Here is a 19,555-nt window from a genome sequence, read left to right as displayed (position 1 = left end):
CGAACCGACATGGTGGAGCTGAATCAGATCGTCGTTGAGGCGATTACGGCGCGCCAAGGGTGGCGAGTCGCTCAAGCACCACGTGCACATGACGCGAGATTCCAGCGCGCAAGTGTGTCGTCGGGTTTCCTGGCCCGGAGGCTCCGCCCGCAACGTCCGCGATCTGCCGGTCCCCGGGGCTAAAAGCAGCACCTGAAAAGTACGGCGCCGCGACCAGGGCGGTGGCCAGGGCGCGGAACTGGGCGGCGGGCCCCTTGCGCTGTGAGGCGCGGTGGATAACCCAATCGCCATCTGACGCGTACCGGATGTTCGGGATTGGCGTGAACGGAACGGAGTCATAGCCTGGCGTGCCGAGGGTGTAGTCACCGAACACGAGCGCACGATCCGTCACGCGGCGGCGCGTAATCGCGAACGCTGCGGCGTCCGCTCGCGGGATTGTACGGACGGTGCTGACCGGAACGACTTCCGAAAGCGGGGATGGGAATCCTGAGAACGCGACCACGACGGTCCGCCAGTCGCGCAAGCCGGGAAGCGCACCTACGCACTGTTCCGCAACCGCGGCCTGCACGTTGTGCGGCCCTTCAAGGAGGCCGGCGTCGACGACGATGTCGACATGGGTGGGCTCCAGGTCGAGGGCATCTAGAGTTGCGCGGATGCTCGCGCTGGTGTCGATGGTATCGTCCAGAATTTCCTCGACATCGAGGCGCAGAACCACGCCGCGACCGTCGGCATCGATGACCCGCTTGACGCAAGCGAGGGAGTCGGGGCCTTCGCTGACCGTGATCACGGGAACTGCGAGAACCTTGCCTCGCAGTTCCCCAAAGAGGGTCTCGATGCCGGACGCGAACGCAAGCTCCTCCTCGTCATCGAAGTTCAGCGAGTGGAGCCAGATAACGTCGGCGGCACGGGGCCATGCGCGTTCGATTGAGCGACTGGCTGCCTTCGGCGCGATGATCTCGACGAGCGGAACGAGTCGGTCGGAGACACAACTCTCCAGTGCGCCGAGTTCGGCCATCTTGGATTTTAGGATCGGCGCGTACGCGTCTACGGGTACTGGAGTGCTGGGGAAAACCATCTGATGCTCCTTCGGTGGCGGCCGTCCCTGATCGGCCCGGGGGACGTCAAGTGTCCTCCTATAGGCGGACAGGTCGAAGACCTACGGCGGCGCGGCGACCCTTCACGGGAAACTCACAGACTTGTTCGGTCACGGAGGCATCGTGCTGTTCTTCGGCACGATCGTCTTCGGTGCCATTCAGCGGCGCGCGGGGCGCCCGTCGGCCTGACCCGCCGCTCAGCCGCGCCCCACCGCGATAGGCGCCACGGCATCCCGAGCCCACCGCTCGAGCACGTCCTGCCCCCGCGAGTCGCCCAGCAGACTCCGGAACCCCGCATCCTCCACGGCCGTCGCAAGAGCCGTGTACACGACCGCCGGACTCGCCACATGCTGGTTCATCTGTAGCGTGACCATCTCAGCCCTCAGCACGAGCTGCACGATCGGATGCAGCGGCGACTTCCCACCCCGTGTGCGCGCGTTCGTCGCAACGACGTGCGACACATCACCCCACGGGATGTGCCGCGTCGCATGGGGCTCGAGCATTGTCACCCCGGATGCCCCGAGCGTGAATCCGGTCGGCGCGCGTCCGAAGGTCGACAGTCGTCGGCGCGACCGAGCCTCCCGCAGGGCGTAGATGCCCCAGACGACGGCGGAGAGCACGGGGATTCCGAGGAACAGCAGCAGGCCGGCATCCTCGGTGCCGTCGATGACGAGCCACACGGTGACGACGACGATCGCGAGCATGTAGAGGGAGAGGGCGCCGAGGCCGAGGGCGAAGGTGCGACCCATGCGGCGGCGGCGGAACAGGTGCACCCAGTCGTCGGGCAGCGGCTCGCTCGTGGGGGTGACGGCGACGGCGTTCACCAGCACGGGCGGGTGCGGATGAGGTGGGACCGCGAGTCCGATGAGCACGAGACCCCACGCGAGCATCCCGCCGCCCGACGCGACCGCGAACAGCGGGGCGTGCGCGGTGGGTTCCCTGACGAGCACCAGGATGCCGATGCCCACCCCGAACGCGATCAGCACCAGCCCGTAGATGAGGGTGCCGCGCCCGAAGGCTTGGGCCTTGCGCCAAGCCTCCGGGCGACGGAGGAGGTAGGCATCCTCGCTCATGGGTGGATGCTATCCGCCTCGCCTCAGCGCACCAGCCACCTCGTGAGGCGGGCGCGGAGGGCGGCTCTGCGTGCTCGCCGACGCTCCGCCGCCTCGGCGCGTGTGGCCTCCACCCGCTCCGCGCGACGGAGCTCGTCGCGCATCGCCGCGAGCAGCTGCTCGGGGTAGGCATCCTGGTAGATCTCGATGTGAGGCATCCTGTTTCCTTCCTTCTGCGGCGACGGTAGAAGTGAGAGTGCGCGCGAAGTCAAACCCCGCATCCCACCCCTGGTGTTCGAGCGCGCTCGAAGTCGTACGGTGTCGGGATGGACGGGCAACACACGGGCGGCTACACGATCGACGAAGCGGCGGCCCGCACGGGGCTGAGCAAGCACACGCTGCGGTATTACGAGCGTGAAGGGCTGCTGCCGGCGGTCGCGAAAGCCACGAGCGGACACCGGCGCTACAGCGACGACGACCTCGGGTGGGTGCGGATGCTGCAGCTCCTGCGTTCGACCGGGATGCCGATCCGCGAGGTGAAAGAGTTCGTGCGGCTCACCTGGGCGGGAGACCACACGATCCCGCAGCGGGTGGAGGTGCTCACCGCGTACCGGTCGGCGCTGGTCGAGCGGATGGCGCAGGATGTCGAGCATCTCGCGCACCTCAACAGCAAGATCGAGTACTACGGCGGGGTCATCGCGGCGCGGGACATCACGCCGGAGGATGTGATCGCGGCGTCGCGGGCTGAGCGCTGAGCTGCGCGGGATCCTCGACTGAGGCGGGGTCAGAGCCCGCCGTCGCGCAACTCGTAGAGAGTGCGCCGCGCGAGCGTGGCCGTGTCGGACGGCGCTTGGGCCACCACCAACGGGTGCTCGTCGAGAGCGCGGACGAGGTGACGCAGTCGCGAACGATCGGAGCCGCGCAGCTGCTCGATGATCGCCCCGCCATCCACGATGCAGGCGAGCAGGGTGACGGCGTCGAGCAGGTGTCGGCCGCGGTCACGAGAGTCCGCGAGATGGGCGGCCGCCTTGAGCACGAGGGCGCCGTGCAGATTCGGAATCGGAACCTGCACCTGCGACGCATCCGACTGGAAGACCGCGAGTTGGAGTCGATCGAGCGCCTGCTTGCCGCCGGTGACCGGCATGACTTCCCGGCGAGCGTGCCGCGGCGACGGACGCTCATGGTCGGCCACCATGAGGTCGACGACGTCGGGTCCGCGGGTGAAGCGATAGGCCAGCCGGGTCGAGCGGTCGAGGGCGTAGCCGAGCTGGATGAGCGCGGCGGCGGCTTCGGCGTAGGTGAAGATGCCCGCCTCGATACGCACCGTCGCGTCGACGTCCAGGGTCACCCGCGTCGTCTCGATCTGCGCGGCGAGCGCGTGAGTCTGCACCATGAGTCCGCCGACGAGTGCCCAACGCTCGAGGGGGAGTGTGCCGGCGATTTCGAACACGCGCGGCCAGGGCTCCCGCCATCCGCCGTCGGGCTCCTCGACCTGCAGATGCTCGCTCACAACTCCGACTGCAGCCGCTCGATTCGTTGCCGCGCGAGCACGCTCGTGCGCTCGTCACCGTAGGCATAGAGGGCGAGGTCTTCGACGACCGCCCTGGCATCCAGTTCGAGCTCGACGATGAGAGTGTCGCCGTCGGCATCCGCGAGAAGGCGGGCTCGGCGGGCGAAAGCGGCGGCATCCTTCGTCACCTTCACGTCGAGTCGCTGCCCGGTGGAGGTGAGCCCGTCGGACTCACTGTCGCGGGATGCCGGGCGGGTGCTCCGCCAGAGGGTCACCCGATCGCTGAGCACCTGGTAGGCGAGGTCGGAGATCGAGATCGTGCGAAGGCGTGCACGCAGGCGGCTGAGCTGGCTGCCCGACATCCGATCGGTGGCACCGGTGAGCAGGAGCTCGCACGCCGCGATGACGGTGTGGCCCTCCCACGACCGCCCGCGTCCGGCGGAACGGCTCGCCGCCATGAGGGAGCGGCTTGCGACGACCCGGCGTCCGGCGACGTCGCGGCTGAGGAGACGCCCGTCGCGGGCGAGGCGCTGCACTTGGCGCTGACTCACGCCGAGCTGCGTCGCCGCGTCGCGCGTGATCGTGTCCATGACGTATATGGTCGCGCAGGCGACCATATACGTCAACTGATCGGCTCGCGCCGCCGGCATCCGGTCAAGCGGAGATCAGTGACGGGATGCGGTCGAGCTCCGCCTCATGGCCGAGGAGGGCGACATCCAAGTCGTAGCGGTTCTGAAGGTTGAGCCAGAACCGGTCGGACGTGCCGAACGCGCGCGAGAGGCGCAGGGCGGTGTCGGGCGTGATGCTGCGCTTGCCGTGCACGATCTCGTTGATGCGCCGAGCGGGAACGCCGATCGTCGCCGCCAGTCGGTACTGCGTGATCTTGAGCGGCGCGAGAAACTCTTCAAGCAGGATTTCTCCAGGGTGAATCGGCGCATGCGCCTGGTCGATGCTCATCGCTTCTTCTCCTAGTGGTAGTCGGTGATCTGAACGTCTGTCGGTCCGGCATCTGTCCAGATGAAGCAGATCCTCCACTGGTCGTTGATGCGGATGCTGTGCTGGCCCTTCCGGTCGCCCGAGAGCTGTTCGAGGCGATTTCCGGGCGGGATCCTCAGGTCGTTGACGGCGTCGGCGGCGTCGAGCATGAGCAGCTTCCGATTCGCGATCCGCTGAAGGTCAGGGCCGAACCGCTTCACGCGCTCTCGTCGCCAGACGCGTTCGGTGTCCCGATCGGCGAACTCGTGGATCACTCGCCAATAGTAACGCGCAGCGTTACTAATAGCAATCGCCGGTCGTGCTACTCTCGCTCCCGCCATGATTTCCTGAGCACCCCGAAGTCCCGCGTCCGAGGCCCAGCCCGGCGGGAGTCGTCTCGAACCCGAGATCCGGTGCTCTCTTGTCTACTCTCCAACCCATCGTCGCGCGCGGCATCGACCGCTCCTACGGCGACCGCCGCATTCTGAACGCCGTCGACATCACCGTGCCGCCCGGCGCCCGCACGGGACTCATCGGCGAGAACGGCGTCGGCAAGTCGACGCTGCTGCGCATCCTCGCCGGTGTCGAAGAGCCCGACGACGGTTCGATCCGGCGACCCGTGCGCATGGGCTTCCTCTGGCAGGAGGCCCCCGTCGACGCGAGCGCCACCATCGGCGAACTGCTCGACGAGTACACCGCCGAACTGCGCGAGATCGAGCGCGAACTCGAGGATGCCGCCGCGAACGTCCGCAAAGACCAGCGCCGCTACGAGCGCGCCCTCGAGGCGGCCGAGCGGGCGGAACTGTGGATGTTGGATACTCGCCGCGTCGAGATTCTCGCGGCACTCGGCATCCACAATCTCGGCCTGGGCACGCGTGTCGGCACGATCTCGGGCGGACAGCGCAGCCGGGTCGCGCTCGCCGGGCTGCTGCTCAGCCGGCCGGATGCGCTGATACTCGACGAGCCGACCAACCACCTCGACGACGCCGCGGTCGCGTACCTGGTCAAGCAGCTCAAGCGATGGCGCGGGCCGGTGCTGTTCGCGAGCCACGACCGGGCGTTCCTCGACGAGGTGGCGACCGAGCTCGTCGACCTCGATCCCGACCGGTCGCGCACCGCGACGCGGTACGGCGGCACGTTCACCGACTACCTCGCCGCGAAGGCGCGAGAGCGGGAGCGGTGGGAGCAGCAGTTCCGGTCGGAGCAGGATGAGATGGCGCGGCTGTCTTTGGTGGCCTCGACGAAGGCCCGATCGATCGCGCCCGGGCGCGGGCCCACCGACAACGACAAGTTCATCCACAACTTCAAGGGCGCGCGCGTCGAGTCGGCGGTCTCGCGGCGGGTTCGGGATGCCGAACGGCGTCTGTCGGTGCTTGAAGAGTCCGCGGTGCGGAAGCCGCCGTCGGTGCTGAGCTTCGGCGGCATCCCGTCTGGGGCTACTGCGCTGGATGCCTCGGAGGTGCTCGTCGATCTTCGGGATGTGGTGGTGCCGGGGCGGTTGACTCTGTCGCGTCTGACCGTCACGGCGCGGGATCGGGTGCTCGTCACCGGGCCCAACGGGGCGGGGAAGTCGACGCTGCTCGCCGTGCTCGCGGGGGAGCTGGGTTCTGCGGAGCGGCGGCGTGGGTTGCGCGTCGGGATGTTGCGGCAGGATGTGCGGTTCGCGGATCCTTCTCGCTCGGCTCGCTCTGTGTATCAGGATGCCGTCGGGGCGCGACGGGCGGAGCTCGTGCCGTTGTCGGAGCTCGGGCTGCTGCCGGCGGCGCAGCTCGACCGGGCGGTGGGGGCGCTGTCGGTGGGGCAGCAGCGGCGGTTGGCGCTTGCTGCGGTGATTGCGAATCCGCCTCATCTGTTTCTGTTGGATGAGCCGAGCAACCACCTGTCGTTGGCGCTGGCGGGGGAGTTGGAGGAGGCGTTGGGGTCGTACCCGGGTGCTGTGGTGGTGGCGTCGCACGATCGGTGGTTGCGCCGGCGTTGGGTCGGCCGCGCGGTAACGCTCAGTCAGTCGCGCGCACCTGGTCCATGAAGAACCGGAGTACGTCGGCCACGGCATCCTGGCCCGCCTCGGACTCGAGCACCGAAACACGGAAGCTCGGGCGCAGATGTAGCCGGTCCTCACCGATATCGATGCCATCGATTCGATTGAGGCGGGTGCGCAGTTCCTGCCGCAGCTCGAGTCGATCGAAGGGGGGCCGATCCTTGAGGTACTGGAATACCACCTCGATGGTTCCGGCCTTCGGGTACACCGTGAAGGGCCAAATACCGTTGCCGCCGAGGTGACGTTTACCGCGGCGCGCCATGAAGAAGCACGATGTCTCCGCTTGCTGCCCGAAACCGAGTTCGCCGCCGATGGACTTCCAGAACCGGATCAGCCCCAGCATCCCGTGCACCGACGTGGCCGACTGTGCGTCTGCCAGCTGCGCGACGAATCGGTTGTAGTCGTCACTGCTTTCGTCAGCGCTCGGATCGAAGTCATCGTCCATGTCGAGCTCGATGCCGAGCATCTCGGCGAGCTCGAGTGACGACACACGTCGGTCGGGATCGGCGTGTCCATCGTTATCGAAGCGAAGCCCCTCTGCCTCAAGAACCTGACGCGGCGTGAGCGACGCGTGTTCGGACCCCGGACCCCATCGGAATCCCTCGGCGATCATCCCGCCCGCGCGCATCACGCGCCAGGCACCCACTATCGGAGCGCGGGAGACGAAGGCTGCGACTGGCTGCGGGTACGTGGACGCGAGAGCAGCCAGGTCGCCGTAGGTCGTCCAGCGCCCGGCGGGCACCGCTTCGACCGCCTCGCGGACGAGTGCCCAGGTCGCGCCGGTCTCGACGACATCGGTCGTCTGCGACGGAGCGACCCACGTCGAGATGATCCGCTCAGCAAGCTCGCGGCCGCGTTCCTCGATCTCTGGACGACCCCAACGCTCCTTAGCGGCGATGGCGCCGTTCATGCGGATTCCGCTCTCCTGCAGTCTGGCTCGCTTCTCCGAGAAGTCGCGGTTGCTCAGTTCGGAGTTGTACGCGGAGAGCGTCAGATTGCCCAGAGTATGGACGATCTCTTCGTGAATGCTCTCGGCCGACTGATCCGAGTTGGCGTCTTGCGCAAGTGCGTCGCGCCAGTCGTCGGTCAAGGTCTGCGGGAGAACGTGCTCGATCGTCGCCTTGGTGAGGTCGATCGGCTCTTTGCTCTCGTACGTGTCCTCAAGCCACTGGAGCAGGAGTTTCTTCTGATGGGGTTTACCGACGTAATAGAGCGGTTTCGTGATCGCGGCTTCGCGAATCTGGTCGTCCGAGGCGAAGAACTTCCGACCAGTCGACAAGTAGAGAGATAGTGCCTCGGCAATTGGGAGCTCCGGCTTCATATCCGACGAGGCACGCAGCAGGATGCGCGACAGCGCGGTCGACGACGCTCCGATGACCAGCCGGCGCACCAGGAAGGATTCGAGGATCGCGAGACAGGCTTCCAGTTCGGTGACGGAGATCGCTTTGGACTCTGTCCGCGCGAGCAGGTTGAGGACCAGCGAGTCGGCCGCCCCCGCACCCCATGCATTGAGGTGGGCGAGTCTGCGGGGAACGAGCGACCCGAATTGCGTGAGGCGTTCGGGGTGGCGCATCCCCTCGAGCAGTCGAGAGAGCCCGGCGAATCTCTTCACCTCCTCGAAGACCTGATCGGCGGACATCTCGTGCATCCGGTCTTGCTGCGCCGAGTAGATGTCGCCTTGCTTGACTTCGGAGTCGGTCACGACGAGGTCCATCCAGAACAAGGTCTCGAGGTCGGACTGCGACAGCCGATCTTGCATCGGGAGCCACCAAGTGCTGTAGGCCTCTTCGCCTCGCGCGCTCAGCCGCATAAAGATGTAATTCCGCAGCAAATCGCCCTGGGTGAGCTTCATTCCGGTGTTGTTCAGCGACTCGAAGATCCGGTAGACGTTGTCGTCGCCGCGAGCCGTGATGCTGACGAATGCGAGTGCGCCGAGCACAGCTTCGAGGATGCGGTCGATGTCGTGCGGGTCCTCGGGGTCGTCAGCGAGATCGAGCTGCAGTCGGAAGTATCGATAGGCCGTTGTCACTCGTGACAACGGATCGCCGTCGCCGGTGCCGTCGATCAGAGCGCGGTAGTCGCTCCGGTCGGCCTGGGTCGGAAGGAGCTTCAGTCGGTCGTCGCCTTGCTGGAATTTGTCGACCAAGTACTTTTCGTGAATGAGCTCCCGCTTGCCTGGCTGGTCAGGCTCGTGTTCAGCGAAGTGGTCGCGAATCGCGCAGAGGAGAATCGAGAGGGTCGTGAGACGCTGCTGCCCGTCGACGACCAGGTACTCGTTCAGCCCCGGCCCGGCTCGGCCGAGATCGAGCACGAGCGACCCGGTGAAGTGGGTCGCTTTCTGGTTGCGCGCGAGCTGTTCCGTGACGCTCGTGAGATCGAGCCAGAGACGAGACAGCTGCTTTTCGGTCCAAGAGTACGGGCGCTGATAGAGAGGCACGCGGTACCGGTGGTCACCGCCGAGAACTGCGCGCAGTCGAAGTTCAGCAACATCCATGTTGTAGTGCTCCTAGCCCTGAAAGGAAGCGAATCGAACCGCGAGAGCATCGCGGTTCGGGTGGTCGGCGGTACGGGTCGGCAGGCGAAGGATTGCACCGTCCATCTCCTGAATGCCGTGCTTCAGCATCGGCCCGTCGACTTCCCGCAGGATGTCGGCGTCGATGTGGACCCGATAGTCGGGGTCGATCCCGAGTACGTCGTTGTCGTAGGCGGCGTGATGGATCTTGCAGAGCGAGAGGCCGTTCGAGACGTGCGCGACTCCCTGCTCGTCGCGGTCCGCGATGATGTGCGCCGCATCCAGCATCTCCGGGTGCTTCAGCCTGCAGATCGCGCAGGTGCGCTCGTACGCGACCATCACCTGCGCCCGAAACACCGGCTGATGCACGCGTTGCTGGATGAGACGGCTGAGGTAGCGCTTGTCGATGAGGGCCTGTGGTGACTCGTACGGGCGGATGGCCGCCTCGTTGGTCGCGATGAGCACATGGCCGGCGGCGCGATCCTCGTCGATCACGTAGGCGGGCGCGATCGGCACGTAGACGTTAGGGAGCGGTTTGCGGAACAGGATGATCGGAACGTGCTGCTCCATCGCGGCACGCAGTTTGCGGTTGTCCCCGCTCAGCGGATCTCCGGCGCGGAACGCGTAGCGAAGCAGGCCGTCGGCGCCGATGTGGTCGTCGTACGGGCCTTCAGGCGAACTGACCACAGACAGCGTGGCGTCGAACTCCGCAGGGTTCCGGATGCCGCGGTTGCGATCGATGAGCGGGAACGACTTTCCCTCGAGGGTGAAGTCCGTCAGCTCGGCACGGGTGGCGAATCCGCCGCGGCTCTCGATCAGGAGCTCGAGTTCGGCAAACGCCTCGAGACGCAGGCGTGCCTGCTCCGTCGGGTCGAGAGCCATGGCTCTTTCTAGCAGCCCCTGGGTCAGCGCTGCAGCAGGATCTGCACCGCCCACGTGAGTGCAAGATAGCCGAGCACCGGAACAGCGATGGCTCCCAGGCATCCGACCACCAGACGTTCGCCGAGACCGCGCCGCGGCGTCCTGCTCGTCGTGCGGTTGCGTGTGCGTGCCACGGAGGCCCGCCGAACGACGGGACGTGTTGTGGTCACCTCCCGCGTGACCTCGAGGCCTGGGCCGACGGCCGCGTGCAGAGCGTCGAACTCTTTCGCAAAGTGATCACCCGGCTGGGTGTCCCTTGGGGTGCGGTGCCAAGTCCCCGGCAGAAGCGCGACATCGCGCACCCGCGTGAGCTGCTCGTCGCTCATCTCACGACGACGAGTCGCGAGGGCGGGGAGCTCGTGGTCGGGCATGACCTCGAGCGTCACGCCATCCCATCCCGGCGGAGCCTTCGTCGTGAGAGAGTGCGGCGCGACGAAGACGACGGCCGAGTAGACAGGGACGGCGAAGCCTGCGGCTTCTGACAACAGCTTCGTCGCTCGAGTGAGCTCGACCATCGCCTTCCGCAGATACTGCGCCTGGCTCGTGCCGTTGACGTAGAGACCGCGGCCCGCGACCCAAACCTTTGCGCCGGAACTGTACTTCGTGTTGATCGTGTAGACACCGCTGGGGCCGATAGCGACGTGATCGACGTCGGTGGTGCCCGTTCCGATCGGGACGGAGTGCAGCACCGTCCATTGGCTCCCGAGTGCTGAGAGCCGTTCGGCGACCCGTCGCTCACCGAGCACGCCCCAGTACCAGCCGCGGGCATCCTCGTCGATCACCACCTGATCGGGATGTTCGCCCACCCGGATGCGCCCAGCGTCCCACTCCGACATCAACTTCTCGATCAGCGACTGACCTGGCACCCGCTGGACCAGGTCGCGCGTCAGCGCCCCCGCATTCCCCATCCGGGCAGCGTGTCGCGAAGCCCGCCGCACCGGTAGCCCGCGTTCGGGCGCCACCGATGAGTGACGGTGGCGGAAGGCATCCTGATGCCATGACCGACGCCCACGCCACGCGCGCCGCGGCAGTCTGCCCGCGCTGCGGCAGCGGGGCGGTGCCGATCCTGCGCGGGCTCCCCACCCTCGAGGCGTTCGAGGCGGCAGATCGCGGCGAGTTGGTGCTCGGCGGATGCATGGTCGCCGACGACGACCCGTCGCTCGCGTGCACGGGGTTCGACTGCGGGCTGCGCTTCTCGTAGGTATACCGGCGGTATACTCGCCACATGGCCGCGACGACGATCAAGGTGCCCTCCGAACTGCGAGACCGCCTCAATGCCGAAGCCCGGGATGCCGGCAGCACCGTCGCGGCCGTCATCCAAGGTCTGTTCGAGTCGCGTGAGAGGGCCGAGCTCTTCCGGCGCATGCGCGCGGAACGGGAGCGACTCTCGCACGCCGAGCGGGCCGAGCTGGAGGCCGAGTACCGGCTGTGGGATGCCGCGGCATCCGATGACGCCCGTCGCTACGATCGCGACGCATGACACTCGTTCCCGGCGACGTGGCGTGGGTCACGTTCGGGCCAGGGGAAGGTCGTGAACAGGTCGGTCGGCGCCCCGCGGTCGTGATCGCATCGGCTGAGTATCTGGATGTCGTCGACTCTTTGGTGATCGTGGTGCCGGTCACGACGCGTGAGCGCGGCTGGATCAACCACGTCGAGCTGAGCGGCGACCTCGCGTTGCCGGTGCGCAGTTGGGCGATGACCGAGCAGGTCGTCACGCTCGCGCGCGGGCGCGTCCACCGCTCTCTCGGAGTCGTCGACGACGCGTGCCTGGCGCGCATCCGCTCGCTGGTGGGGGCGTTCCTCGGCATCTGAGTTCTGTCCCCAGGGTCGTCTCCGGGCGAACTGCCCACAGATGCCGGGATGCGCGCCCCACCGTGCTGCGGACGTCGCGACGCTGGCGGGATGGAGATCGTCAAGGCGGCATCGGCCGCGGAGTTCCTCTCGATCGTGCCGACGCTCGCGGGAGGCGGCGCCGAGCGCAGCATCGTGTTCGTGCCGTTCCGCGGCAATCGCACGTTTCCCGCCGCCTGCCGCATCGACCTCCCGAATCGGGAGCGGCGTGCCGACCTCCGCGCCCTCGTCCACGGCGCGCTCGGCGTGTTGAGCCGCATCCGGGATGCCAACCGCGTCGACGTCGTCGTCTACACCGATCGCAGTTTCGAGGCCGAGCGGGGCATCCCGCACCTCGAACTCGGACGCGCCGCCGTCGACGGGCTGCGGCGTGCCGGTTTTCACGTGGGGTTCGCGGGCTGCGTCGCGTCGGACGGTTGGGGTGACTACCTCGATCGCTCCCACGCCGACGCCGGGCGTCCGCTCGACGAGATCTCGGTGCGGGCGGTCGATGACGACGGGTCGCGGGATCGAGAGGTTCCCGATGCCGATGCCGCGAGGCGGTTCGAGGTGGCCCGATTGCTCGCGCTCGAGCCCACTCCTCGGCGTGAAGATGTCGACGACCTCGAGCACGAGGTGCCGATCGTCGAGTTCTTGGAAGTCCTGCTCGAGTCATGCGATGCCCCAGAGCTCGTCGCCGTCGGTCTCAAGCTCTTCGCCTCGCCCGCGACTCGGGATGCCGCCATCCTCTCGTTCGCGTTCGGCCGCGATGTCGGCCACCTCGCGATGCTCGACGCCGAGAGATGGGCGCGCGTGCAGCGCGAAACCGGGCTGACGATGGATGAGATCGTGGCGGCCGAGCTTGAGGCGGGTGAGGACTCCGACTTGGTCCAAGGGGACCTGCTCCTCGGACGCACCGACCTGGTGCCCGATCGGGAGCGGCTCGGGGCGGCCATCAGGATGTTGCGCACCCTCGTCGCACATGCGCCCGACGAACTGCGCCCGGGCCCGCTCACGATGCTCGGCTGGTTCCTCTGGGCGGTCGGGTCGGTCTCGGCGGCGGGCTCGATGCTCGAGCGTGCGCTCACCCTCGACCCCGGGGATCGGATGGCGAGCCTCCTGCTCACGTGGTTCGACTCGGGCGCCCTGCCGCAGTGGTTGTTCAGGAGGCTCGAATGACGGCACACTCTCGATCCCCTCCCAGGAGGCACCGAGCATCCGCCCGTCAGGATCGGAGCATGACCCGCGCAGCCCGAGCCGCGGCCGCGCTCGCGACCGTCGCGTATCTCGCGCTCGTCGGCATCCTCACCCTCGGGCCGACCCCGTGGCGCACGGGTCCGACGGATGCCGACTACGACGTGCTGTCGCCGTCGACGTGGCTCGACCCGGGCACCTGGAGCAACCTCGACTCGCGGGAGTTCGCGGCCAACATCCTGCTGTTCGTGCCGATCGGGTTTCTGCTGCGGTTCGTGTTCCCGCGCGGTGGCTGGGTGGGCGCGGTGCTCGCGGGTGCGGCGATCTCGGTCGTCATCGAAGTGCTGCAGACGTTCACGCCGCGGGTGTCCGATCCGCGCGACCTGCTCGCCAATACTGCCGGCGCACTTGTCGGAGCGCTCGTCGCGGCGATCATCGTCGCCATTCGACGCACCGTCACGCGGATGCGGGAGCCGGCACTCGAGCGCACGCGGTAGTCAGCCGGGCGGTCTGGTTGCACGAGCGGTCTGGTTGCTCGGGGTGCTGGTTACCAGGGGGCCGGGCGGTCGGGGTCGCGCTGGGCGTCGGACGGCATGTGGGCGAGCTCCCCGTTGCCGCCGGCGCGGATGCACAGCCACGTGAGCGGTTCGGGGGTGTCGGAAACTGCGCGCCACGTGCGGGCGACGCCCTGGCCGACGCGCACGACCGAGCCGGGTCCGACAGGCACGACGTCGTCGTCGAGACCCATCTCGCCGCGACCGGTGAGGAACACGTAGAGCTCCTCGATCTCGGAGTGCGAGTGCCAGTAGCCCGCCTCCTCACCCGCCTCGTACGAGTTCGCGGTGAGCCCGATGTACTGCGTCACGAGCTCGTGGTCGACGACGCGCCGGCCGTCGCGGGAGGTATCCGGACGGAAGCCGCCATAGTGCGCGCGCCAGGTGTCGATCGCGCCGATCTCGAGCAGCTGCCATCCCTGTGTTTCGGTCATGCCCTCATCGTGGCACTCGTCCTCCACAGGCCGCTCGCCGCCGACTTCTTCTACTTTCGAAACTCTGTTCGAGTCGGGAGAATGGAACCCGGAAGGATGAATCCCATGACGCTCCCCGCCCTCGCCGGCCTGACCGCAGCACTCGATGTGCTGCGCGAGGCCCCGCGCGCGGGCTACGCGTCGGCATCCGATGTCGAACTCGTCGAGGTCACGAGGCTCGTCGCCGAGGTCTCCCGGTTGAGCAACACGCACCTCGCGCTCGCGACCGGCGTCATCTCCGAGCGGTCCCGACCCGAGCTCGGCTCGTCCGGGCTCGCGCGTCGCGAAGGCGCCCGCACCGTCGAAGAACTGCTCACCACCACGATGAAGGTCACGGGTCGGGATGCCGCCACCGCCGTGCGCGTCGGTCGCCTCACGCGCGAGCCGGGCGCGTTCGCGGGGCTCGCGCAGGGGCTCGAAGCCGGGTCGATCTCGACCGAGGCCGTAGATGCCATCCGCGGTGGACTCGGCGACCCGGGCGACCTCGACGAGGCGGTGCTGACGGTGGCCGTGGATGCTCTCCGCGACGCCGCGCGCGAGCTCGACCCCGATCGGCTGCGCAAGCGTGCGCGCGAGGTGCGCGACGAACTCGACGCCGAGGGGGTCGGCGATCGCGAGGCGGCGTTGCGCGGGCGGCGGGCGCTGCGGCGGGTCGACCTCCGCGACGGCATGAAGCGGCTCATCTGGGACTACGACCCCGAGACCGCGGGCATCGTTGACGAGATCTACGACCGGGCGACCTCGCCGCGGCGGGGCGGTCCGCGCTTCGTCGATCCCGAGCAGGTCGAGCGCGCGTCGAAGATCGCCGACGACCCGCGCACGGTCGAACAACTCGCATCGGATGCCTTCGCCGAACTGCTGCGTCAGGCGGCGTCGGCCGACCCCGAGGTGCTCGTGGGTTCCGGAGCCCCGGGGGTACGCATCCTCGTCTCCGACGAGTCACTCGCGACGGGTCAGGGCTACGGCGTCATCGAAGGCACGGGTGAGAGCGTCTCGCTCGCCACCGTCGAGCGGGTGGCGTGCAGCTACGGTGCCGATGTGGTCACGCTCGACGCGTTCGGAACGGTGCTCGATCACGGCCGGGAACGTCGACTCTTCTCCCGGCGCCAGCGGGATGCTCTCGCGGTGCGCGACGGCGGCTGCCTCTGGCCCGGATGCGACCGGCCCCCGTCGTGGTGCGAAGCCCATCACATCGACCACTGGTCACGCGGAGGGCGCACCGACCTCAACCGGGGTGTGCTGCTCTGCCGACACCATCACCTGCGATTGCACAACGAAGGCTGGTCGATCGTGCTCCGGGCCGGTAACTACTGGTTGGAAGCCCCGCCGAACTCCCGCCACGTCGGAGCGATGCTCGTCACGAAGTCACGCGCGGTGCGAGAACACTTGGCGAGGCGTGAGCGACCAGTTCAGAGCGAGCGACCAGTCAAACGACCCGTTCAGTCGGCCAAGTCGCGATCCGCGTTATCCACGACCTGATCGTCATCAGTAGTCTCGTCGTCACTCGTCGTCGGAACGCTCCGCCGACGGCGGAGTGAGCTCCTCCGACGTGTTCGACGCCATCTGGCCATCGGCGGTGGGCATCTCCTGATCGTTCATCAGGCCATCCGGGTCATCCGGCTCGCTGCTCTCACCCGACGTGAGTCGCGCCATCAGAGCACCTGCTCGCCCGCCGAATGCCACGACGGCACCGGCACCGAACCGTCACCCGCTTCATCAGGGGCGTACGGCGGCGGCTCGCTCGGCGTGACCTCCGGCGAACCCGGCGACGGCTCAGGGAACGAAGGGTTGTCAGGAGCCGACGGACCGTTCGGCGCGTCGGGCGAGCCCGGAACGCCCGGATCGACCGGGCCACCCGGAGGCGCGATCGAACCCTCGGCGATCGAACCCTCGGCGATCGAACCCTCGGCGAGCGAGCCCTCGTCGAGCGAACGACTCGAGTCGAGCTCTGCCGAATCGAGCGCTGCCGAATCGAGCCCGGCCGAATCGAGCCCGGCCTCCGGCTGGTAGTTCATACTGTGTCGTCCCACGGGAACCTCCTGTGCCTCTGGGGAAACCATCCCGACTCCAGCCCACGCGAAAATCGCGCGTCACGCCACGGGGGTGACACGGCCTGTACACCCCGCTACCATTCCTCGCCGAGACAATCCGCGACGACGCCGCCGAGACCGTCCGCGAGACACGCGACAGGGGCCTACTCCGCTCCCGCACCTGCCCCGCCGACCCCGCCGGCCGTGTTCGGCATGCCCGTGTCGGGGTCTACACCCTCCTCCGCCGCGAGCTCGGCATCATCGGGACCCTCGCCGACGCTGTCGAAGACGGGAGGCATCCCCACCTCGGCCGACGTCGCGGCCGTGTCGCCCTCGGCGACGGCATCCTGGTCGGGCGTGGGCACACTGTCACGAATACTCATCCTGTGATTCGACGCCCCGATGCTCCCGAAAGGAACGGGGTTGACCGCGTCCGCGCCACGACGTAGACCGGATCCATGGCCACTCAACTCAACCGCGACGCACTCCGGCACGCCGAGAAGCTCATCGCCGCCGGTGATGTCGTCCGCGACGAACGCGACGACTGGAGCGAACACGCGCCGTCCGCCGACGACGAGAACCGGATGATCGAACGCGACGGGTGGAATGACTACGCCGCGTGGCACCTCGGCATCGATCGGCAGGAGTCCGACGAGACGAAGGGGCGCTTCTCGTTCCCGTTCGGCGACTTCCGGAAGATCCACCGGTGTGCGGTCATCTCGCTCGAGTCGCGAGCCGCGCAGTACGACCACGACGAGATCGCACGGGCCGCCAAGCGGCTGCTCGAGCAGATCGACGCGGAGTAGGCCGGCGCGGGTCTCGACACGCCGCTGCGCGGCTACTCGACCGCCGAAACCTCGACACGCCTGCGCGGGTACTCGACCGCCGAAACCTCGACACGCCTGCGCGGGTACTCGACCGCCGAAACCTCGACACGCCTGCGCGGCTACTCGACCGCCGAAACCTCGACACGCCTGCGCGGGTACTCGACCGCCGAAACCTCGACACGCCTGCGCGGGTACTCGACCACCGAAACCTCGACACGCCTGCGCGGGCACTCGACCACCGAAACCTCGGCATACCTGCACGGAAGTCGACCATCGAAACTCCCGCCCACCGCTCCTACGATCGGGGCATGGAGGAGCTCATCGCGTGGGCCCGCGACCTCGGGCTGAGGCTCCTCCCGCCGCGCGACGACGACCTCCTCCACGTCGCCGACACGTACGTCGGCTACTCGATCGCCGCACGGCAGGGGTTGTTCGCCGTCGAACAGTCGACGCGTGAGCACGAACGCGAACTGCTCGGAGCGTTCGACCGCGTCGAGGATGCGCGCCGACTGCTCGCCCTCGAATTCGGCGCGATCCGCCGCTCGCGCGAATCGCTGCCACCACTGCGGGATGTTCCGCTCGCCCGCGGCTTCACGCTCGAGCACACGCCGATCGCGCTGTGGCTCAGCTGGGATGAGGGCTCGGCGGAGTTCCCGCCCCACGAAGACGGGCGGCTCCGGGCGCGCGCCGTCAGCAGAGTGGTGGATGCGTCGATCGCCGAGATCGACGCGGCGTTCCGGGATGCCGACGGGATGCCGTTGTTCGGATAGGCGGGGCGGGCTGGGTTTCGAGACGCGTCCGGCTGCGCCGGGCGCTCCTCAACCCGCGAGTTTGCGCGCCAGACGCGCGCTACGCGGGGCAGTCAACCGGTGGTGGCGGCGGTGGCGCCGCGGAAGCGCCGACGGACGGCGAGGGTGCTCTCGGCATCCACCAACCCGCCGAGCGACGTGTTCGCGTGGGTGGCGAGCAGGGCATCCACGTATCCCGGCGCGACCGCGGTGGTGAGGTCGCGCAGCACGCGCCACGGATGCTTGACGTTGGCCGTCGCGAGGCCCGCGTTCAGTTTGAGCACCAGGTTCTCGTCCTCCGACCGCGCGAGCTCGGCCACGAGCGCGGCAGGGGCGGTCGTGAGCGGCATCGGCACGGAGGTGAGCAGCGCCTTCGAGACGACGATCCCGCCCTCATAGACCCGCCACCACCAGTAGGCGAGCGACGAGTTGAGCACGATCCACGCGCGATCGCGATCGTCGGCGGTCGCGAAGTACAGCCGATGCACGTTGTCGCGGTCGAGCGGACGCTGCACGGCGGCGAGGTAGTAGCGCAGCGCGATCGGCACCTGCAGCATGTACGGGGTCGGCTCGCGCACGAGCAGATCGCCGACCGTGCTCTCCGCCGCGAGCAGCGACCGATAGAGCGGCACGAGCGCCGTGCCGACCTTCGGGAACGCCCGCGCCTCGTCCGGTTGGAGCTCGGCGAGGAAGTCGTCGGCCGCGGCGAGCAGCTGCTCGCGTTCGACGGCCCGCCAGCGCAGCAGCGGCGTGATGCGGTGTCGACGCGGGGCATCCGTGGCGCCCGCGAGGCCCACGATCACCGCGGCGCGTGTCGAGTTCACCTGGTTCGAGTTCTGCGATCCGAACTTCACGCCGCGGAACACGAAGTCGGGCACATTGTCGAAGCAGTACAGGTCGAGCACTTCGAGCCCGCGCACGATCAGCCGTCGCAGCGCCGCGAACTTCGGTCCGGAGGTGAACGTCACCGGGGTGATCGCGACGAGTCCGCGGCCGAGCTGCAGCATCCGCTCGAGGAAGTAGGCGTACAGGTCGCGCGCGTCGGCCGAGACGAACCGGTCGTCGCGCGGCACGCCCACGTAGGGCGGATTGAGCAGCGCGAAGTCGAAGGCGGGCAACTCATCGGTCAGGGCATCGGCGACCCGCGATCGCGCCGACAGGGCGGCGTAGCCCGCGGCATCCAACCCGAACTCGGTCGCGAGGAGGGCGCGGGCGATGAGCAGAGCGAGCGGGTCGCGGTCGACGAGCACGAGCCGGGAGGCGACGAAGGATGCCGGGTCGGCCTGCGCGTCGGCGAGCCAGTAGGAGAGGTTGCCGACACCGCAGCACGGGTCGATCCAGGTGCCGTCCGGGAAGGTCGCCGCGCGGGCGGCGAGGAAACGCGCGACGTCATCCGGCGTGAAGAACTGCCCCGAGGCTTTGCGGCTGTCGCGGTCGGCGTGCGCGAGCGAGAACTCGTAGAGCACCGAGCGTTCGCTCATGGTGAGCCCGTCGAGCAGGTCGTGGCGCCACTCGGGGTCACGTTCCGGCAGATCGTCGAGGATGGCGGACGTCGCCGTCGCGTCGCCCCTGCCGCCGCCTCGGCTGTCGTGCGAGCGGTCGCCGTCGCCGAGCCCGGCACCGACCCGTTCGGCGTGCACCGCGACGAGCGACTGCCACACCGTCACGATGCCGAGGCGGTCGATCGCTTCGGCGACGAGCTCGGCCCGTGCGCGGAGCAGTCGCCGGGTCACGTCGCCACGATAGGCCGCGCGCCG

The 19,555-nt window shown here is 68.2% G+C and carries 24 protein-coding genes; 10 read left to right on the top strand and 14 right to left on the bottom strand.

Annotated features, from left to right (window positions below; genetic code table 11):
• Nucleotides 1–43: 43 nt before the first annotated feature.
• The 3 genes from ACO1X9_RS06795 to ACO1X9_RS06785 all read right to left on the bottom strand — a co-directional run bounded on the left by ACO1X9_RS06795 (nucleotide 44) and on the right by ACO1X9_RS06785 (nucleotide 2,364).
• Nucleotides 44–1,075 (bottom strand): beta family protein, encoded by a 1,032-nt coding sequence (locus ACO1X9_RS06795; RefSeq protein ID WP_486350061.1) that lies wholly within the window; start codon nucleotides 1,073–1,075, stop codon nucleotides 44–46.
• Between the two features lie 216 nt (nucleotides 1,076–1,291).
• Nucleotides 1,292–2,167: a hypothetical protein gene (locus ACO1X9_RS06790; protein WP_486350060.1), complete on the bottom strand. Its 876-nt coding sequence runs from the start codon at nucleotides 2,165–2,167 to the stop codon at nucleotides 1,292–1,294.
• Nucleotides 2,168–2,190: 23 nt separating this feature from the next.
• Nucleotides 2,191–2,364 carry a hypothetical protein gene (locus ACO1X9_RS06785; RefSeq protein WP_486350059.1) on the bottom strand — a complete coding sequence of 58 codons (174 nt, stop codon included), beginning with the start codon at nucleotides 2,362–2,364 and terminating at the stop codon, nucleotides 2,191–2,193.
• A gap of 108 nt (nucleotides 2,365–2,472) precedes the next feature.
• Here ACO1X9_RS06785 and ACO1X9_RS06780 point away from each other — a divergent pair, with 108 nt between their 5' ends.
• Nucleotides 2,473–2,901 (top strand): MerR family transcriptional regulator, encoded by a 429-nt coding sequence (locus tag ACO1X9_RS06780; RefSeq protein ID WP_486350058.1) that lies wholly within the window; start codon nucleotides 2,473–2,475, stop codon nucleotides 2,899–2,901.
• 29 nt (nucleotides 2,902–2,930) lie between these two features.
• Here ACO1X9_RS06780 and ACO1X9_RS06775 read toward each other — a convergent pair whose 3' ends face one another.
• The 4 genes from ACO1X9_RS06775 to ACO1X9_RS06760 all read right to left on the bottom strand — a co-directional run bounded on the left by ACO1X9_RS06775 (nucleotide 2,931) and on the right by ACO1X9_RS06760 (nucleotide 4,906).
• Nucleotides 2,931–3,656: a hypothetical protein gene (locus ACO1X9_RS06775; protein ID WP_486350057.1), complete on the bottom strand. Its 726-nt coding sequence runs from the start codon at nucleotides 3,654–3,656 to the stop codon at nucleotides 2,931–2,933.
• Nucleotides 3,653–4,246: a hypothetical protein gene (locus ACO1X9_RS06770; protein WP_486350056.1), complete on the bottom strand. Its 594-nt coding sequence runs from the start codon at nucleotides 4,244–4,246 to the stop codon at nucleotides 3,653–3,655. The genes ACO1X9_RS06775 and ACO1X9_RS06770 overlap by 4 nt, the downstream gene beginning before the upstream one ends.
• Nucleotides 4,247–4,310: 64 nt before the next feature.
• Nucleotides 4,311–4,613 (bottom strand): HigA family addiction module antitoxin, encoded by a 303-nt coding sequence (locus ACO1X9_RS06765; protein ID WP_486350055.1) that lies wholly within the window; start codon nucleotides 4,611–4,613, stop codon nucleotides 4,311–4,313.
• A gap of 11 nt (nucleotides 4,614–4,624) precedes the next feature.
• Entirely contained in the window at nucleotides 4,625–4,906 is a 282-nt protein-coding gene (locus ACO1X9_RS06760; protein ID WP_486350054.1) for a type II toxin-antitoxin system RelE/ParE family toxin, read from the bottom strand.
• A 146-nt stretch (nucleotides 4,907–5,052) separates the two neighbouring features.
• On the opposite strand from ACO1X9_RS06760, the gene ACO1X9_RS06755 reads away from it, so the two are divergent.
• Nucleotides 5,053–6,657 (top strand): ABC-F family ATP-binding cassette domain-containing protein, encoded by a 1,605-nt coding sequence (locus ACO1X9_RS06755; protein ID WP_486350053.1) that lies wholly within the window; start codon nucleotides 5,053–5,055, stop codon nucleotides 6,655–6,657.
• On the opposite strand, the gene ACO1X9_RS06750 is transcribed toward ACO1X9_RS06755, so the two are convergent.
• Genes ACO1X9_RS06750 through ACO1X9_RS06740 form a run of 3 tightly spaced genes read right to left on the bottom strand, consistent with a single transcriptional unit; the run spans nucleotide 6,629 to nucleotide 11,064 of the window.
• Nucleotides 6,629–9,163: a GmrSD restriction endonuclease domain-containing protein gene (locus tag ACO1X9_RS06750; RefSeq protein ID WP_486350052.1), complete on the bottom strand. Its 2,535-nt coding sequence runs from the start codon at nucleotides 9,161–9,163 to the stop codon at nucleotides 6,629–6,631. The genes ACO1X9_RS06755 and ACO1X9_RS06750 overlap by 29 nt on opposite strands.
• 12 nt (nucleotides 9,164–9,175) lie before the next feature.
• A complete protein-coding gene (locus ACO1X9_RS06745) occupies nucleotides 9,176–10,063 on the bottom strand; it encodes an HNH endonuclease (RefSeq protein ID WP_486350051.1) in 888 nt (295 codons plus the stop codon).
• A 23-nt stretch (nucleotides 10,064–10,086) separates the two neighbouring features.
• Nucleotides 10,087–11,064: a nuclease-related domain-containing protein gene (locus ACO1X9_RS06740; RefSeq protein WP_486350050.1), complete on the bottom strand. Its 978-nt coding sequence runs from the start codon at nucleotides 11,062–11,064 to the stop codon at nucleotides 10,087–10,089.
• Between the two features lie 35 nt (nucleotides 11,065–11,099).
• Between ACO1X9_RS06740 and ACO1X9_RS06735 the strand changes: the two genes are divergently transcribed.
• From ACO1X9_RS06735 to ACO1X9_RS06715, 5 genes are all read left to right on the top strand, one after another.
• Nucleotides 11,100–11,303, top strand: a complete 204-nt coding sequence (locus tag ACO1X9_RS06735; protein ID WP_486350049.1) for a hypothetical protein — start codon at nucleotides 11,100–11,102, stop codon at nucleotides 11,301–11,303.
• A gap of 24 nt (nucleotides 11,304–11,327) precedes the next feature.
• A complete protein-coding gene (locus tag ACO1X9_RS06730; protein ID WP_486350048.1) occupies nucleotides 11,328–11,582 on the top strand; it encodes a hypothetical protein in 255 nt (84 codons plus the stop codon).
• On the top strand, nucleotides 11,579–11,914 hold the full coding sequence (locus ACO1X9_RS06725) for a type II toxin-antitoxin system PemK/MazF family toxin (protein WP_486350047.1): 336 nt from the start codon (nucleotides 11,579–11,581) through the stop codon (nucleotides 11,912–11,914). The genes ACO1X9_RS06730 and ACO1X9_RS06725 overlap by 4 nt, the downstream gene beginning before the upstream one ends.
• A 90-nt stretch (nucleotides 11,915–12,004) precedes the next feature.
• On the top strand, nucleotides 12,005–13,111 hold the full coding sequence (locus ACO1X9_RS06720) for a DUF4192 family protein (protein ID WP_486350046.1): 1,107 nt from the start codon (nucleotides 12,005–12,007) through the stop codon (nucleotides 13,109–13,111).
• Between the two features lie 59 nt (nucleotides 13,112–13,170).
• Nucleotides 13,171–13,623 (top strand): VanZ family protein, encoded by a 453-nt coding sequence (locus tag ACO1X9_RS06715; RefSeq protein WP_486350045.1) that lies wholly within the window; start codon nucleotides 13,171–13,173, stop codon nucleotides 13,621–13,623.
• Between the two features lie 50 nt (nucleotides 13,624–13,673).
• Here the strand turns inward: ACO1X9_RS06715 and ACO1X9_RS06710 are convergent, their stop codons facing one another.
• On the bottom strand, nucleotides 13,674–14,114 hold the full coding sequence (locus ACO1X9_RS06710) for a cupin domain-containing protein (protein ID WP_486350044.1): 441 nt from the start codon (nucleotides 14,112–14,114) through the stop codon (nucleotides 13,674–13,676).
• Nucleotides 14,115–14,219: 105 nt separating this feature from the next.
• Between ACO1X9_RS06710 and ACO1X9_RS06705 the strand changes: the two genes are divergently transcribed.
• Nucleotides 14,220–15,632 carry an HNH endonuclease signature motif containing protein gene (locus tag ACO1X9_RS06705; protein WP_486350043.1) on the top strand — a complete coding sequence of 471 codons (1,413 nt, stop codon included), beginning with the start codon at nucleotides 14,220–14,222 and terminating at the stop codon, nucleotides 15,630–15,632.
• Nucleotides 15,633–15,805: 173 nt separating this feature from the next.
• Here ACO1X9_RS06705 and ACO1X9_RS06700 read toward each other — a convergent pair whose 3' ends face one another.
• Complete coding sequence (locus ACO1X9_RS06700; RefSeq protein ID WP_486350042.1) at nucleotides 15,806–16,183, bottom strand: hypothetical protein; 378 nt, start codon at nucleotides 16,181–16,183, stop codon at nucleotides 15,806–15,808.
• Between the two features lie 164 nt (nucleotides 16,184–16,347).
• Complete coding sequence (locus ACO1X9_RS06695; RefSeq protein WP_486350041.1) at nucleotides 16,348–16,566, bottom strand: hypothetical protein; 219 nt, start codon at nucleotides 16,564–16,566, stop codon at nucleotides 16,348–16,350.
• Between the two features lie 75 nt (nucleotides 16,567–16,641).
• On the opposite strand from ACO1X9_RS06695, the gene ACO1X9_RS06690 reads away from it, so the two are divergent.
• Nucleotides 16,642–16,989, top strand: coding sequence for a hypothetical protein (locus ACO1X9_RS06690; protein ID WP_486350040.1), 348 nt, complete (start codon nucleotides 16,642–16,644; stop codon nucleotides 16,987–16,989).
• Nucleotides 16,990–17,318: 329 nt separating this feature from the next.
• Nucleotides 17,319–17,780: a hypothetical protein gene (locus ACO1X9_RS06685; RefSeq protein ID WP_486350039.1), complete on the top strand. Its 462-nt coding sequence runs from the start codon at nucleotides 17,319–17,321 to the stop codon at nucleotides 17,778–17,780.
• A 92-nt stretch (nucleotides 17,781–17,872) separates the two neighbouring features.
• On the opposite strand, the gene ACO1X9_RS06680 is transcribed toward ACO1X9_RS06685, so the two are convergent.
• Nucleotides 17,873–19,531: an N-6 DNA methylase gene (locus ACO1X9_RS06680; RefSeq protein WP_486350038.1), complete on the bottom strand. Its 1,659-nt coding sequence runs from the start codon at nucleotides 19,529–19,531 to the stop codon at nucleotides 17,873–17,875.
• Nucleotides 19,532–19,555: the final 24 nt, after the last annotated feature.

This window comes from Pseudolysinimonas sp. (assembly GCF_057350545.1).
This window is presented reverse-complemented; position numbering and strand designations above follow the sequence as displayed.